Annotated in this window: 16 protein-coding genes and 2 tRNA genes; 3 read left to right on the forward strand and 15 right to left on the reverse strand. The window is 70.4% G+C overall.

Annotation, left to right across the window (positions count from 1 at the left end):
- Positions 1–69 precede the first annotated feature (69 nt).
- Both ACWF62_RS11095 and ACWF62_RS11100 read right to left on the reverse strand, forming a co-directional pair.
- Entirely contained in the window at positions 70–729 is a 660-nt protein-coding gene (locus ACWF62_RS11095; RefSeq protein WP_378569565.1) for an aminodeoxychorismate/anthranilate synthase component II, read from the reverse strand.
- Positions 730–777: 48 nt separating this feature from the next.
- Positions 778–1,512, reverse strand: coding sequence for a DUF881 domain-containing protein (locus ACWF62_RS11100; RefSeq protein ID WP_378508705.1), 735 nt, complete (start codon positions 1,510–1,512; stop codon positions 778–780).
- Between the two features lie 120 nt (positions 1,513–1,632).
- Between ACWF62_RS11100 and crgA the strand changes: the two genes are divergently transcribed.
- The gene (crgA, locus tag ACWF62_RS11105; protein ID WP_378508704.1) at positions 1,633–1,896 is read left to right on the forward strand and encodes a cell division protein CrgA; all 264 of its coding nucleotides are present in this window, start codon (positions 1,633–1,635) and stop codon (positions 1,894–1,896) included.
- A 94-nt stretch (positions 1,897–1,990) separates the two neighbouring features.
- Positions 1,991–2,455, forward strand: coding sequence for a PH domain-containing protein (locus ACWF62_RS11110; protein WP_378508703.1), 465 nt, complete (start codon positions 1,991–1,993; stop codon positions 2,453–2,455).
- A gap of 7 nt (positions 2,456–2,462) precedes the next feature.
- On the opposite strand, the gene ACWF62_RS11115 is transcribed toward ACWF62_RS11110, so the two are convergent.
- Positions 2,463–3,419, reverse strand: a complete 957-nt coding sequence (locus ACWF62_RS11115) for a rhomboid family intramembrane serine protease (protein ID WP_378508702.1) — start codon at positions 3,417–3,419, stop codon at positions 2,463–2,465.
- 16 nt (positions 3,420–3,435) lie between these two features.
- A complete protein-coding gene (locus ACWF62_RS11120) occupies positions 3,436–3,996 on the reverse strand; it encodes a peptidylprolyl isomerase (RefSeq protein WP_452630079.1) in 561 nt (186 codons plus the stop codon).
- Between the two features lie 16 nt (positions 3,997–4,012).
- On the opposite strand from ACWF62_RS11120, the gene ACWF62_RS11125 reads away from it, so the two are divergent.
- Positions 4,013–4,453, forward strand: coding sequence for a hypothetical protein (locus ACWF62_RS11125; protein WP_378508700.1), 441 nt, complete (start codon positions 4,013–4,015; stop codon positions 4,451–4,453).
- 76 nt (positions 4,454–4,529) lie between these two features.
- Here ACWF62_RS11125 and ACWF62_RS11130 read toward each other — a convergent pair whose 3' ends face one another.
- The 11 genes from ACWF62_RS11130 to ACWF62_RS11180 form a co-directional block, all read right to left on the reverse strand.
- A complete protein-coding gene (locus ACWF62_RS11130) occupies positions 4,530–5,738 on the reverse strand; it encodes a lipase family protein (RefSeq protein WP_452630120.1) in 1,209 nt (402 codons plus the stop codon).
- Positions 5,739–5,969: 231 nt separating this feature from the next.
- Positions 5,970–6,042 (reverse strand) — tRNA-Ala (locus ACWF62_RS11135).
- A 7-nt stretch (positions 6,043–6,049) separates the two neighbouring features.
- Positions 6,050–6,160 carry a DLW-39 family protein gene (locus ACWF62_RS11140; RefSeq protein WP_378508699.1) on the reverse strand — a complete coding sequence of 37 codons (111 nt, stop codon included), beginning with the start codon at positions 6,158–6,160 and terminating at the stop codon, positions 6,050–6,052.
- Between the two features lie 27 nt (positions 6,161–6,187).
- Positions 6,188–6,261 (reverse strand) — tRNA-Ile (locus ACWF62_RS11145).
- A 100-nt stretch (positions 6,262–6,361) separates the two neighbouring features.
- Positions 6,362–7,738 (reverse strand): DUF3566 domain-containing protein, encoded by a 1,377-nt coding sequence (locus tag ACWF62_RS11150; RefSeq protein WP_452630080.1) that lies wholly within the window; start codon positions 7,736–7,738, stop codon positions 6,362–6,364.
- Entirely contained in the window at positions 7,739–10,252 is a 2,514-nt protein-coding gene (gene gyrA / locus ACWF62_RS11155; RefSeq protein ID WP_378508697.1) for a DNA gyrase subunit A, read from the reverse strand.
- Positions 10,253–10,458: 206 nt separating this feature from the next.
- Entirely contained in the window at positions 10,459–11,274 is an 816-nt protein-coding gene (locus ACWF62_RS11160; protein ID WP_378508696.1) for an MHYT domain-containing protein, read from the reverse strand.
- A gap of 39 nt (positions 11,275–11,313) precedes the next feature.
- Positions 11,314–11,904 (reverse strand): GTP-binding protein, encoded by a 591-nt coding sequence (locus tag ACWF62_RS11165; RefSeq protein ID WP_378508695.1) that lies wholly within the window; start codon positions 11,902–11,904, stop codon positions 11,314–11,316.
- Positions 11,885–12,262 (reverse strand): DUF742 domain-containing protein, encoded by a 378-nt coding sequence (locus ACWF62_RS11170; RefSeq protein WP_378508694.1) that lies wholly within the window; start codon positions 12,260–12,262, stop codon positions 11,885–11,887. Before ACWF62_RS11170 ends, ACWF62_RS11165 begins: the two co-directional genes overlap by 20 nt.
- Positions 12,263–12,275: 13 nt before the next feature.
- Positions 12,276–12,689, reverse strand: coding sequence for a roadblock/LC7 domain-containing protein (locus tag ACWF62_RS11175; protein WP_378508693.1), 414 nt, complete (start codon positions 12,687–12,689; stop codon positions 12,276–12,278).
- On the reverse strand, positions 12,686–15,418 hold the full coding sequence (locus ACWF62_RS11180; RefSeq protein ID WP_378508692.1) for an ATP-binding protein: 2,733 nt from the start codon (positions 15,416–15,418) through the stop codon (positions 12,686–12,688). The genes ACWF62_RS11175 and ACWF62_RS11180 overlap by 4 nt, the downstream gene beginning before the upstream one ends.
- Positions 15,419–15,738: the final 320 nt, after the last annotated feature.

Here is a 15,738-nt window from a genome sequence, read left to right on the forward strand (position 1 = left end):
GACCGAATGTGGGATTCGGTCAGTTGAACTGATCGAATCCCACATTCGGTCAGGGGGCGGGGCGGTCGGTCAGGGGTGGGTGAGCGCGTCGCCGAGAGCGCGGGCCATCTCCGCCTCAAGGGTCTCGATCAGGCCCTCCGCGGGCCGCTCGCCGCACACCTCGAGCCAGTTCGCGAGCATCCGGTGCCCGCCCTGGGTCAACACCGACTCCGGGTGGAATTGGACGCCGTGGATCGGCAGATCCCGGTGCCGCAGCGCCATCACGATGCCGGAGTCGGTGTGCGCGGTCGGGATCAGCACGTCGGGCAGCGTCTCCGGCAGCACCGTCAGCGAGTGGTAGCGGGTCGCGGTGAACGGGCTGGGAAGCCCGGCGAGCACCCCGGTGCCGTCGTGGGTGACCTGACTGGTCTTGCCGTGCAGCAGCTCCGGTGCCCGGTCGACGGTCGCGCCGAACGCGGCACCGATCGACTGATGCCCCAGGCACACCCCGAGCAGCGGCGTCGACGCCGCCGCACACGCCGCGACCAGGTCCATGCTGGCCCCTGCCCGTTGCGGGGTGCCCGGTCCGGGGCTGAGCAGGATCCCGTCGAAGTCGGATGCGACCGCGGCCCGATCGTCGAGCCGCGGGTCGTCGTTGCGCCACACCGTCGCCGTGGTGCCGAGCTGGCCCAGGTACTGGACCAGGTTGAACACGAAGCTGTCGTAGTTGTCGACGACGAGGATGCGCATGGCGTCAGGATAGGCGCACCGGCCCGCACGGCGGGTACGGGCGTCGGTTCAGCGCGCGAACCTGGTCCGCATCTGCCCGTCGTAGGCCGGGACGGACAGGTCGTCCGACGGTTCCTGGACGAAGCCAAGCCCGTAGCGGACCGCGTACTGCTTGAACAGCCGCACCCCAGGTTCCCCGTCCAACGCGGCGGTCAGCCGGGCAGGGTCGCCGAGCGCGGTCATCACGTAGGGCGGGCTATAGGTGCGTCCGTGCAGCAGCAGCGTGTTGCCGATGCAGCGGGGCGCGGTGGTCGCGACGACCCGCTGATCCTGCAACCCGACCGCCGTCGCGCCGCCCGCCCACAGCGCGTTGAGGACGGACTGGACATCCTGTTGGTGCACCACCAGGTCGTCGGGGCGCACGCCCGCCGGATAGTTGCCGTCGGAGTCGCGGGGCGCGTCGGTGAGGGTGACGGTCACCCCCGGTCCGCTCGCCGCGGCCAGCCCGGCGGGACCCTCCAGGCCACGAACCCGGTCGAGGACCTGCGCAACGCCAGCATCGGAATCGGCGGCACCCGCCTGCAGCGCGTCGACCTGCGCGGCGAGCACGTCGCGGTCGGCGGTGATGTGGTCGAGGTCGGACTGGGCGGCCCGCACCAGATCCGACAGCCTGGTGGTGTCGCCGCGGCGCAGCTCGTCTCCGGAGGACGCCTCGCGCGCGGTCGCGAACAGCAGCCCGGCAACCAGGCACACGATCGGCACGCACACCAGCCAGAGCCCGGACCGGCGGGGGCGTTCGGTCATCGCGGTGCCTCCCGGCGAAGTCGTCGTGATCCGCGCCCGACGGATCGGTGCCGGACCGGTGCGAATGCCGCTACCGTAGGCTCGAATCTACCTGCCCTGCACACATCACCCGAGGACGTCATGCCGAAGTCGAAGGTCCGTAAGAAGACGGACTACACCGTCAACCCCGCGAACCGCACTCCCGTGAAGGTCAAGGCCGGGCCGTCGAGCCCGATCTACGTGACGGTGATGCTCGGCCTGATGGTGATCGGCCTGGCCTGGCTGATCGTGTACTACCTCGCCGGCGAGCAGATCGATTTCATCAACAACCTGGGCGCGTACAACTTCCTGATCGGGTTCGGTTTCATGGTTGCCGGGTTGATCATGACGATGCGCTGGCGATGACCTGCGGTTTTGCTCAAATCCCCGGACGCGATTACACCCATGTCATTCATCCCCACTGTGGATAGCGCCTGTGGATAACTCTGGGGAGGGTGCGTTGAACGGTCCGGCAACCGGGTGGTCGACCCCCGCCGCGGCGCTCGCCGCGACCGGGGTCGGCGGGGTGGCGATGGCGATCGCCGCGCTCGCCGTCCCCGCGGATCCCGCGGGCCGGGTCCTGATCGGGTTGGCCGCGCTCGGTCTGCTCACCATCACCGCGCTCGGCGCGCGGCAGCGTCCGCGGCTCGCGATCCAGGACGGGGACCGGGGACTGACAATGCAGCGGCTCCTCGGCCGTCTCGACGTCGACCGCACCGAGGTGAGCCGGATCCGGGTCGTCCGCTATCCGCGGCTCGGCCGCCGGGTGCCGATGCTGGAGATCGACATCCGGCCACCCGGCGTCGACGACGACCGGCTGCTGATCTTCGGCCGCTGGGACCTCGGCACCGACCCGGCCACGGTTTTCGAGGAGCTCGACGCCCGCGGCCTGGTCCCCCCGGACCGCCGCTCCGCCACCCCGTGACCCGGGGCTACAGCCCGTACTCGCTGCGCAGCTGCGCCACGCGCATGCCGATGACGCCGAGGGTGACGACGGCGACCACCCCCAGCCCGATCCAGCCGATCCGGACAATCTTGTCCCGGTCCTGCCCGGCGCCGAACCACTGCGGCGCGTAGAGCAGCGCGGCGGTCGCCGCCGCGCCGGCGGCGAGACCACCGAAGTGTCCCCAGAACGAGATGCCCGGCAGCGTCACGCTGATCACGACGTTGATCGCGATGACCGCGAGGACCGGTCCCGGACTGCGCCGCATCCGCAGGAGGAGCACGGCCTGCGCGCCCATGATGCCGAAGATCGCGCCGGACGCCCCGGCGGTGAAGCCGCTGCCCTCGAACGCCATCACCGAGGCGGACCCACCGAGCAGGGAGATCAGGTACACCGCGCCGTACCGGGCCCGCCCGAGCACGAGTTCGGTGTCCCGCCCGAGGACGTACAGCGCGAACATGTTGACCGCGAGATGCACGAGCCCAAAGTGCAGGAACCCGCTGCCCACCAGCCGGATCCAGTCGCCTGATGCCACGTCGACCGGGGACAGCACCCACCAACCGAACAGGGACGAGTCGAAGACGGCCGTCCCGGTGAACGGGTTGATGAAGCCGCGGCCGTTGTCCATCAGCGACTTCGCCTGCAGCGCCGTCACCAGGAACACGAGGATGTTGATCCCCATCAACACGTAGGTGACGATCGGCGTCGGGGTCCCGGACCGCACCGGCGCGCCCGCGACGGTCCGCACGGTCGCGGTCTGTCGGTTCGCCGCAGCGACGCAGTCGACGCAGTGTTGGCCGACCGGGGCCGAGCGCAGGCAGTCGGGGCAGGCGGGGCGGCCGCAGCGGGTGCAGGACAGTCCGGTCGGTCGATCCGGATGCCGCACGCACCGCGGCTGGGGCGGGAGACCCTCGCCGGGCCCGCCGCCCCAACCGGGGTTGGTCATCGGTGTCCTCGGGGAATCAGGAGATGGTGATGCCGTTGATCACGACCGGCTCGACCGGGCGGTCCGAACGGTCGACCGGGGTGGCCGAGATGGCGTCGACGACCTTCTGCGACTCCGCGTCGACGACCTCACCGAAGATGGTGTGGCGACGGTTGAGGTGCGGGGTCTTCCCGGTGGTGATGAAGAACTGGGATCCGTTGGTGCCCGGACCCGCGTTCGCCATCGCGAGCAGGTAGGCGCGGTCGAACTGCAGTTCCGGGTGGAACTCGTCCGCGAACTGGTAGCCCGGGCCGCCGCGCCCGGTGCCGGTCGGGTCGCCGCCCTGGATCATGAAGCCGTCGATGACGCGGTGGAAGACGGCGCCGTCGTAGAAGGGGCCGGACTTCTCGCCCTTCGCATTCTGGGTGGTGTAGTCGGCGGAGCCGTCGGCGAGGCCGACGAAGTTGGCGACCGTCTTCGGCGCGTGGTTGCCGAACAGGGCGATCTTGATGTCGCCACGGTTGGTGTGCAGCGTTGCGGTTGCGGTCTGATTCGGTGAAGTCACCCCTCCATGGTGCCATTCACTCGACCGGTACATATGCGACAGTGGACCAATGACCCGCGCGACCGCCCACACCGCCGCCCCCCATGACGCCGAAACCGACGCCACCTCACCGGATGCGACCGCCCCGAGCGCATCGGACACCGCCCTCCGGCTCGCGAAATCCTCCGCGCTCGGCGTGTTGCGGGGCGCGAGCGGACTGGCCAAGGGCGGCGCCTCCGTCGGCACCTACCTGTTCGGCAACGGCTACACGCTCGCGAAGACCGCGGCGTCCCGCGCGAAGCGGCGGGCCGCCGCCCCGCACACCGAGGACCTCGTCGTCGTCGCCGCGACCGACAAGCACCGGGGCCGCCTGCTGCGGCGGGTGCTGGTGTTCGGCGCGGTCGGCGCCGCGGCCGCCGCCGCGGTGGCGGCGTGGCGCCTGCGACGCCCCGAGCCGGCGCCGGTCGCGGACCAGCCGCCGAGCCTGCGCGACGTCGAGGTCGTCGAGTAGCGGTTTCACGTGGAACGGCCCGGCACCCCCGGTCATCGCGGGAGGTGCCGGGCCGAACCCGACCGGTGGACGGCCGTCAGCAGGTGCCCGCGGCGGGAACTCCGTTGAAGCGGTCCACCATGAACTGGGACGCCTCGGGCAGGCCGAGCAGCATCGGGGCGGCGTGGTTCACGCCGACACCCGGTCCGAGCGCGGGCAGCGGGTTCTCGGTGAACCGGACGGTCGCGCCCCGGTCGCACCAGTCGGCGGCGAGCTGAGCGGCCTGCCCGAACGGCACCACGTCGTCGTGCACGCCCGATTGGATCAGCACCGGGGCTGCCGGCGTCAACCGGCCGATGCGCTGCCGGTCCAGGAGGTCCTTCGCGAGCGGCATCCGCTCCAGCACCACCGACAGCGGCTCGCCGCTGCGGGTGTAGTCGCTGGTCCGCTGGAAACCGAACGCGGCGGCGGTCTCGGGAACGCACTGGGTCGCGGTCCGGGCCAGCATGTCCCGGCCGCGGTCGTTGATCTCGGTGTCGAGCAGCTCCAACAGCTCCGGGTAGGCCTGCACGAGGCTGTTGATCGAGTAGCCGATCGCGCCGGTCAGCGACGAGCCGTCGATCTCCTCCAGCGTGGCCTCGAGGTCGGCGGGGGGCGCGCCCGCGTATGCGCCCCTGACGTCGAGGTCCGGCGCGTACTGCGGCGCGAGTTCGGCGGCGGCCGCCGCCGCGCCGCCGCCCTGCGAATAGCCCCAGAAGCCGACCGGGCCGTCGGCGGTGATCGCGGTGTCGGGCAGGGCGCGGGCCGCACGGGCGGCGTCGATCACCGCGTGTGCCTGCGCTGCGCGGTTGACGTAGGTGTGGACACCGTCGGTGCCGAGCCCCTCGTAGTCGGTGACGACGACGGCGATGCCGCGCAGCAGGAGGTTGTCGACGGCGAGCGTCTCGTACTCGACCATCGGGGCGAGGTGCTCGTCGACGTTGAGCGGCTGCCCGAAGAGCTTCGACGGGGCGCACTGGTCACCCTGGCCGTGGGTTCCGACGGCGAGCGAGACCAGTGGCCGCTCCCCCGCTCCGGTCCACGGCGCCTGCGGGTCGAAGTAGGTGCCGGTGACCGCGATCGGCTTCCCGTTGGCGTCGGCGCTGCGGTACATGATCCGGGTGCTGTCCGCGGGGAAGCCGCCGGTCGAGGTCGGCACGCTCGGCACGAGAACCGCCTGCTCGGTCCGGATCAGCGCGCCGGCGGTGTCGGGCAGCTCGGTCGGGGCGCGGTAGAAGTCCGGTGCCGCCGCGGCCTGACCCGACATCGCGACGGCGGCGCCAGCGACCAGTGCGGCCGTGACGGCGCCGCGCACTCCCCTGCTGTTGATCACGTGGAGAACCCCCGAAGGAACGGATGCCTGTTACCGGTGGTAACAGATCGTCGGGGAGATTAACACAACACCGCGCCCGGCCCGGGCGACCGGCTCACGCCCGCGCAATGCACGACACCCCGCACCATTCGGGTGCGGGGTGTCGCGGGAAAGCCTGTGAACTTGTGGAGCCTAGGAGATTCGAACTCCTGACATCTGCCTTGCAAAGGCAGCGCTCTACCAACTGAGCTAAGGCCCCGTCCGCGTCAGCGGCTGGTGACCTCGTGCCAGACGTCCTCGCCGCGTTGCTGTGAGCGCAGCTTGGTGAGTCCGAAGATCACTGCTGCCGCGGTCGCGATGACCACCAGAATCTTCATGCTCGAACCCTTCGTCGGCACGGGGAGTGGGCCTAGGAGGACTTGAACCTCCGACCTCTTCCTTATCAGGGAAGCGCTCTAACCGCCTGAGCTATAGGCCCGTGATCGGCCCGGAAGATCACTCTCTCGAACCGAGGCATGACACTACCCCACCGACCCGCGGCCACCAAAATCGGGCCGGTGGAGTAGCGAAAGCCCAGGTCAGTCCCGATCCGCCAGGGTCACCTCGACACCGCCGACGAGATCGGTGCAGAGGTTGTAGATGAAGGCCCCGACCGTCGCGAGCGCGGTGAACAGGACGATGTTGATGCCACCGATCAGCGCCGAGTACCCGAACACCTGTCCGGCCGTCACCAGACCGGAGTCGGACGACTCCGAGATGATGTCGGTGAACGCGTTGTTCAGCCGATCCCACACGCCCATGCCGTCCAGCACGAGGTACAGGAATCCGATCGCGAACATCCACACGAAGAACATCGCCACCGACAGCACGAGGGCCACCTTGAGCGCGGACCACGGGTCGATCTTGCGGACCTGCACGGACGCCCGCAACGGGTCCCCGATCGGGGTGGTGGCCGCGACGACGACGGGCGGCTTCCGCGCTGGCACCTTCTCCGTCGCGACCGGCGTCGGATGCTTGATCTCCGACAGGTCGGGGAGGTCCTTCGCGAGGTCCTCCCGGTCGATGTGCCGGGTCGGGCCGTCGATCACGGCGGCCTTCGCCTGCGCCGCCTGCTTCTTCGCGGCCCGTGCGGGGTCGGCGGGCCGCTGCCCGGCAGGCCGGGCAGCAGGCTGCTGGGCGGTGGCGGCCTGCTGGGCGGCCGGTCGTGCCGCGGCGGGCGTGCCCGTACCTGCCTGCGCTGCCGCTGCCTTGCCGCTTGCGGGCGGGGTCTTGGCGGGTGTCGCGGGCGCAGCGGCGGACTGCGTGCCGCGCTGCCACGGCGGGGTCTGCGCACCGGGCCGGGCGGCCGCGGCGGGCCGCCCCTGGCCGGGGCGGTCGGCCTGCTGCCCGCTCGTCGCGCCCTGGTCCGGACGCGATGCGGCCGGGGTGGACGAGGCGGAGCGGCCGCTGGCCTGCGCGCCGGAACCCGACGGCTCACCCGAGGCACCTGCGGCCGCCGGACGCCCGGCAGCGCCGGGGCCGGTTCCCGAGGTCGGTGCCGCGGCCGGGGGCTTCGCCGACTCCCCCGCGGACGGCTTCGACGCGGCGGGCTTCGACGCGGCGGGCTTCGCCGACTCCGACGCGGCGGACGGCGCGGACGCCTCCTTGGCTGCCGGCTTGCCCGCGGCCGGTGCCGCGGTGGGCGACGTCGCCGCAGCATCCGGCTTCACCGCGGGACCGGCGGGTGTCGCCGCCGCGGTGTCCGGCTTCGCGGGCGTTGGCCGCGCCGACCCGTTTGCGGGCTGTGCCGAACCGCCGTTCACGGGCTGTACCGAACCGCCGTTCACGGGCGGGGCCGTCGACGCGGCCCCGTCCGAGACCCCATTGGTTCCGGTCTTCGCTGCCTGCGGCTGCCCCGACGGGCCGGGGCCCGCCGGGGTGGGCCGGTCGCTGCCGGACTGGTGGGGAGTGCTCACTTACGACTCCTTCGCTGCATCGGTCGCGGCGGCGTCGGACTCCTCGGGTTCGTCGGCGTTGCGCGCGATCGCGAGCAGGTTGTCGCCGTCCCCCAGGTTCATCAACCGCACGCCCTTGGTCTGTCGGCCGGCCTTGCGCACCTGCTTGGCCGCCGTGCGGATCACACCACCGCCGGAGGTGATGGCGTACACCTCGTCGTCGTCGTCGACGATGAGCGCTCCGACCAGGGTGCCACGCTTGCGGTCGTACTGGATCGTCAGTACGCCCTTGCCGCCGCGACCCTGCACCGGGTAGTCCTCCATCGGGGTGCGCTTCGAGTAGCCGCCGGAGGTCGCGACCAGCAGGTACGTCCCCTCCTTGACCACGTTCAGCGACAGCAGGGCGTCGTCACCGTTGAACCGCATGCCCTGCACACCGGACGTGGCACGGCCCATCGGGCGCAGCGCCTCGTCGGTGGCGGAGAAGCGAATCGACTGCCCCTGCTCGGACACGAGAAGCAGATCGTCCTCCGCGGAGCACAGCACCGCACCGACCAGCTCGTCCTCGCCACGCAGGTTGATCGCGACGATGCCGCCGGACCGGTTCGAGTCGAAGTCCGACAGCTTCGACTTCTTCACCAGGCCGTTGCGGGTCGCGAGCACCAGGTAGGGCGCGTCCTCGTAGGACTGCAGCCGGATCACGCCCTGGATCCGCTCGTCCGGCTGGAACGCCAACAGGTTCGCGACGTGCTGACCGCGGGCGGTGCGCCCGGTCTCGGGCAGCTCGTACGCCTTCGCCCGGTAGACGCGGCCCTTCGTGGTGAAGAACAGCAGCCAGTCGTGGGTGGACGTGACGAAGAAGTGCCGGACCAGGTCGTCCTGCTTGAGTTCGGCACCCTTGACGCCCTTGCCGCCGCGCTTCTGCGAGCGGTACAGGTCGGTCTTGGTGCGCTTGGCGTACCCGGTCTCGGTGATCGTGACGACGACGTCCTCGCGCGCGATCAGGTCCTCGTCGGACACGTCGCCGTCGGCGGCGATGATCCGGGTGCGGCGATCGTCGCCGTACTTGTCGACGATCTCCTTGAGCTCGTCGCGGACGATCGCGCGCTGCCGCTCCGGCTTGGCGAGAATGTCCTGGTAGTCGGCGATCTCACGCTCGATCTCGGCGAGTTCGTCGATGATCTTCTGGCGTTCGAGCGCGGCCAGGCGACGCAGCTGCATCGCGAGGATCGCGTCGGCCTGGATGTCATCGACGTCAAGCAGGTTGATCAGGCCCGCGCGGGCGATGTCGACGGTCTGCGACGCGCGGATCAGCGCGATGACCTCGTCGAGGGCGTCGAGTGCCTTGACCAGACCGCGCAGGATGTGGGCGCGCTCCTCCGCCTTGCGGAGCAGGTACTTGGTGCGCCGGACGATGACCTCGAGCTGGTGGACGGTGTACAGCCGGATCATCTGATCGAGGCGCAGCGTGCGCGGCACCCCGTCGACGATCGAGAGCATGTTGCACCCGAACGTGGTCTGCAGCTGCGTGTGCTTGTACAGGTTGTTGAGCACGACCTTCGCGACCGCGTCCCGCTTGACGGTGACGACGATCCGCAGGCCGACGCGGTCCGAGGACTCGTCGTGGATGTCGGAGATCCCGGCGATCTTCGCGTCCTTGACCTGCTCGGCGATCGCGTTGACGAAGTTGTCGGTGTTGACCTGGTAGGGCAGCTCGGTGATGACGATGATCGTCTGGCCCTTGGCGTTTTCCTCGATCTCCACCACGCCGCGCATCCGGACCGAGCCGCGGCCGGTGCGGTAGGCGTCCTGGATGCCCTGGCCGCCGACGATCAGGCCCGCGGTCGGGAAGTCCGGGCCCTTGACCCGTTCCATCACGGCCTCGAGGGTGCTCTCCTCGTCGGCCTCCGGGTTGTCGAGCGCCCAGTACACGGCGTCCGCGACCTCCCGCAGGTTGTGCGGCGGGATGTTGGTGGCCATGCCGACGGCGATGCCGTTGGAGCCGTTGACCAGCAGGTTGGGGATGCGGCTCGGCAGGACCGTCGGTTCCTGCGTCTTGCCGTCGTAGTTGGGCGCGAAGTCGACCGTCTCGTGGTCGATCTCGCGGAGCATCTCCATCGCCAGCGGCGTCATCCGGCACTCGGTGTAGCGCATCGCGGCCGCGCCGTCGTTGCCGCGGGAACCGAAGTTGCCCTGGCCGTCGACGAGCGGGTAGCGCAGCGACCACGGCTGCGCCATGCGGACCAGGGTGTCGTAGATCGACGTGTCACCGTGCGGGTGGTAATTGCCCATCGTGTCGGCGACCGGTCGGGCGGACTTCACGTATCCGCGGTCCGGGCGATAGCCGTTGTCGTACATCGCGTACAGCACGCGGCGATGCACGGGCTTGAGACCGTCACGCACGTCCGGTAGGGCGCGGCCCACGATCACGCTCATCGCGTAGTCGATGTAGCTGGACTGCATCTCCTGCTGGATGTCCACCGGCTCGACGCGATCGTGCCCCGGTTCGTCCGGCGGCAACGTGGTGTCAGTCATCGGCTCCTCTTCTTCTCAGCTTCTGTGGTGCCGGGTGCGACGGCCGCGGGCGGAACCCGCGAACCCGGGGCGACGGTCGACATCGAAAGCCCATGCTCCCTTCGTCCCGCGTCGCACAACCACACAAGTCTATAGGTGCTGGTCAGCCAGAACCGGCAGCCGTGGCGACTTGTCGCCGAACACCGTCCCCGCGGCGCGCCCGACGGTCAGCCGTGACGAGGCGACTCCTCCTGCCGCACCCACATCCGGGCCTGTTCCTCGAGTTCCGCGGTGAGCCGATCCGGCGCGAGCAGCAGCGCGACGGTGGGCACCGCGAGGATCAGCATGCCGATCACGAAGGCGGGGAACAGGATGGCGAACACTTCGACACCCGGCGGCGTGGTGGACACCCCGTCGAGGCGGACCCGCAGTGCCGCCATCATTGCGGCGTGCATCGCGACCGGTGCGAGCCCGACCGCGACCGATCCGCAGGCGAGCACCACCCGCGGGACGTCGGCGGTCGCCATCCACAGCACGCCGATCGAGGCAAGGACGGCGGCAACGGCGGCGACCGCGATCAGGGCCCCGTCCATGTAGGTCCGCCCCTGCACCTCGATGGAGGTCATCACGAGGTAAAAGCCCGCGGTCATGCCGAGACCCATCGCCGCAGCACCGGCCATCACCTTGATGATCAGCCGGTCCCCGGTGGACACGTGCCGGTTGCCGCCGCGCGATCTACTGATCAGCAATCCGGCGAACGCGGCGGCCAGGCACAGGATCAGCGATCCGACGATCCGGACCGACTCGTACCGGACCGCACTGTCGTCGACCTCAAACCCGGCCAGCACCACGATGTTCGCGAGCCAGAACGCAACGCCCCCGATCGCCAGCACCGCGATCGCGGTCCACATCGCCCGGCGGTTCGGCGCGAACGCGGCCCGTCGGGCGCAGGCGACGCCGACGTAGGTGCCGATCGCCGCGGTCCCGACGGCGAGGAGGACGACCCAGATTCCCATCGACAGGTGATGCACTTGATCCGACATGTTGCAGCTCGCCGTCCTTCGGGGTGGTGTGGACCTGGCTCAGGCGACCGGCTGTCCCAGGCGCCGCAATGCGTATTCGGTGACGGCGACCAGCGCGCCCTTCGCGGATTCCCGGTTGCGGGCGTCGATCGACATGATCGGCACGTCCGGCGAGACCGCGAGCGCCTGCCGGATCTCCTCCAGCGGGTAGCGCGGCGAGTCGTCGAACTCGTTGATCGCCACCAGGAACGGCAGGTTGCGGGCCTCGAAGAAGTCCACCGCCGCGAACGATTCGTCGAGGCGTCGGGTGTCGATGAGCACGACCGCCCCGATCGCACCGCGGATCAGGTCGTCCCACATGAACCAGAAGCGGTTCTGCCCCGGGGTGCCGAACAGGTACAGCACCAGGTCCTGAGCGAGGCTGATCCGACCGAAGTCCATCGCGACCGTCGTCGTGGCCTTGTTCGGCGTTGCGCTGATGTTGTCGACCCCGTCCGAGGCGTTGGTGACCAGCGCCTCGGTCCGCAGCGGCACGATCTCGGACACCGCGCCGACGAGCGTGGTCTTGCCGACACCAAAGCCGCCGGCAACGACGATCTTGGTCGAGGTGACCCGGCCACCGGGCCGAGGTTCAGAGCTTCCGAAGTCCACCGAGGACCCTTTCGATGAGTTCACGACGTTCGCTCTCGCTCGAATCGTCCTGAAGGGTTGCCAGGATCCGGACATGACCAGCCTCGACGAGGTCGGCCACCAGCACCCGGGCGACACCGATCGGCACGCCGACGCGGGCGGCGATCTCGGCCACGGACGGCGACTGGGCACACAATGCCACGATCGCCGCGTCGACGTCACCGAGTTCGAGAGTCCGGTTCTCGGGGTCCGGTAACGTCTGGATCAATGCCTCGATGGCCAACTCCACCGCGGGTTTCGTGCGTCCCGAGGTCAGTGAGTAGGGCCGGACCAGGCTCGGCCCGCCTCCGCCGGGGCCGTCGGTGTACTGCTCGTTCATGGCCAACCTCGGCTCAGGTGCCCATCGCCGACCGCGGCACCGCCTGGACGGAGGCGCCGACCCGGTCGACCAGGAGCGCCATCTCGTAGCCGACCTGTCCGATGTCGCAGTTGGTGGAGGTCAGCGCGGCCAGATGCGATCCGTCGCCGACGCTCATCAGCAGCAGGTATCCCTGCTGCATCTCGACGACCGACTGCAGGACGCCGCCGCCGTCGAACAGGTTCGACACGCCCGCGGACAGGCTGGCCAGTCCGGAGGTGACCGCGGCGAGCTGCTCGGCGCGGTCGGTCGGCAGGTGCGCACTCCCGGCCATCAGCAGGCCGTCCGCGGAGACCAGGACGGCATGCGAGACCCCCGGCACGTCGCGGGCGAAGTTCGACACGAGCCAGTCCAGCGGATGGCCCTCGGACACCTGTTCGCTGCTCATTTGTCTCCTCCGTTGCTGTTGCGTTCGGCCGTGCCGGCGGCACGACCCGCGCGAATTCCCATTTGGTGACGGCTGAGGTTCTCACGTACCGCCTCAGGGTCACGCAACCGACTCCGCGCCGCCGCGGACTCCGCGTGGCCGGGCACGAGCCGCCGCCCCGGTGTCCGCTGCGGCAGGCCGGACTCGGTCCTGCCGTCGATCGGGGCCTCGGCGGCGCGGTCCGCGGCCCGCCACCCCTCGTCCGCCGCCGACGTCCAGTCCCGTCCGATGCCGTGCGGCTCGGTGGGATCGGTCAACCAGTCCGACACCATGCCGGAGAAGATCGGGGTGCCCGTGCTCGTGACGTCCTGCGTCGCACCCGGATTGGGCCGGTTCTGGAAGAACGACGCGGTCTTGACCGGGTTGCTGCGATAGCGGTGCCTGCTTGGCAGGTCCGGCTCGGGCGGAGCCGCAAGCGGAGCGGCTGGCGGAGCGGCCGGGGCAGGCGGGGGCAGGTCGGGAACCGGTGCGGGCGGAATCCCCGCGCCGGCGGACGCCGGGCGCGGCGCCCCGGATGCCCCGGGGGTGCGCTGCGGCAGACCGGGAGTCGAGCCGGGAACACGCTGCGGCAGGCCGTTCTGCGCGGTCAGGGCCGTCGGGGGTGCGGACTGCTCCCCCGCGACCGGTTCCGGGGCTGGCGATTCCGGGGTGACGACGGCCGGGGCGACGGGGGCCTCGCCGTACGGGTCCGGCGTGAGCGGCGTCGGCAGGGCGCGCCTCGACAGCGCCGGGTGCGACCCCGTCACCAGCTGCGGCATCTGACCGGACTCGACGACGGTCACCTCGGGGATCGAGCCGGTGTCGACCCTGGCCTGGGGTCCGGTGAGTTCCATCTCGACCGGTGACATCAGCAGGCTCGCCGGAATGTGCACGCTCGCGGTGATGCCCTGCTCCCGGCCCTCGCTCATGGCGTGCCGCAGCCGGACGGTCAGGCCGTGCCGTTCCGAGAGCCGACTGGCCACGAACAGGCCCATGTGGCGTGCGGTTTCGGGTCCGACCTGACCACCGGACGCGAGCCGCTCGTTGATCACCGCGAGGTCGGCGGCCGGGATGCCGATGCCCTGGTCGGTGACCTCGAGGAGGACGCCGCCGTCGACCGCGCGGGCGAAGGCGATCCGCACCTTCGTGTCCGGCGGGGAGGCGCGCAGCGCGTTGTCGAGCAGCTCCGCGAGCACGTGCATGATGTCCGTCGCGACGCCGCCGCCGAGGGCGCCGTTCGGGGTGGATCCGACCTGGACCCGCTGGTACTCCTCGACCTCGGACATCGCCGCGCGAACCACGTCGCCCAGTTGAACGGGCGCGGACTGGCCGCGACGCGTCTGAGTTCCGGAGAGGATCAGCAGGTTGTCGCCGTTGCGGCGCATGCGCGCGGCGAGGTGGTCGAGCCGGAACAGGCTTTCGAGTCGCTTCGGGTCCTTTTCCTCGAACTCGAGGGCCTCGATCAGGCCGAGCTGCTGGTCGACGAGCGACTTCGACCGGCGCGCGAGGGTCTCGAACATGTCGCCGATCTGCAGCCGCAGGCTGGCCTGCTCACCGGCGAGCTTGAGTGCCTGCGCGTGGATGTCGTCGACCGCGCGGGCGAGCTGGCCGATCTCCTCCGTGGTGTGCACGGGCACGGGTTCGAAGTGCTTGACCGCGTCGGTGTCACCCGCCTTGACCCGGTCAATCGCCTCCGGCAGATCCTTACGGGCGACCCGCAGCGCGCCGTAGCGGAGCCTGCGGATCGGCCCGACCAGGGATCGGGACACGAGCAGCGCCAGGACCAGCGCCGCGAGCAGCGTCGCGAGGACGAGGGCGGCGTCGCGCAGGGCCGACGATCGGGTCTCGTCGGCGCGGGCGGCGACGGTGGAGGTGATGGCCTCGGCGGACTCGGCGACGAGGTCGCTGTAGGTTCCGACGCTCTCCACCATGGACTGGCGCAGTTCGAGCAGCGGCCAGGCGCCTCCCTGCGCCGCGTCGACGGTGGCCAGTCGGGTGTGCACCGCCTCGGTCAGCGCGTCGAGCCGCGGCGCCGCCGCGGGGAACGAGCGGGCCAGGGAGTCGATCATCGCGATCTCGGCACCGGACGCAGTGATGAAGTCGGTGGACGACGCGTTGGGGTTCGTCATCATCTCGAGCGCGCCCGTGACCTGGTCGGCCATCCGGCGCTGCGCCGACCACGCGTCGACCAGCTGACGATGCGCGGTCATCACACCGGTGTCGTCGATCGGCGAGACGATGTCGTCGACGATCCTGGTCAGGTCGGCGCGGATCGCGGAGGTCTGCTCGGGCAGGTCGGGCCGGACGGGAGCCTTGGCCTCCATCTCGGTCTGGATTCCCTCGATGGCGCCGAGCGACGCACGCAACCGGTCGGTCAGGTCGTCGGGCAGTTCGGGGTTCTCGGCCGCGGTGCGGACCTGCTCGATCGACCCCTCCAGGCCGACGAGATCCTCCGGCATGAGCGCGCCGACGCTGAAGCCCGCGGAGGCGAGGCCGAAGTCGGTACCGAGCTTGACGATGTCCGGGATGCTGGAGACCTGGTCGGCCGCGGTGCTGTACCGGACCGCTCGGCTCAGCTCCTCCTGCACGCGCAGCCCACCGAGCACCATCGCGACGGTGACCGGGATCGCGAGCACTGCGGTGACCTTCCACCGCAGACCCCAGCCCTCGAGGTTCCAGAGCCTGCTCGCAGGCGGTGCTTGTTCGTTCATCTCTCCAACGCTCACTTTCCACCCAGGTCCGATGCGGGTTGCCGACCTGCACCGTCCTCCCCCACCCCCGAGTGTTCGCACGGGCGCCGAAAGCTGTTTGCTGGGCGATACCGGAGTGTAGAGGCTGCGCCCCCGGGCCAGAAGTGCGAATGTACCCATTCGGTTATGTCGTCGTGACCAAATTCGTCGGTCACGACGCCAGAACTGGACACCAGGACATCACCCGTCACACCGGTCACAGAGGACGCGGGCTTGCGTGACCGATCGATACGCCACAGGCCGGGCGCCAGCGTGAGTGAGATCACACGGGCGCCCGGCCT

The organism is Rhodococcus sp. NPDC054953 (assembly GCF_053609225.1).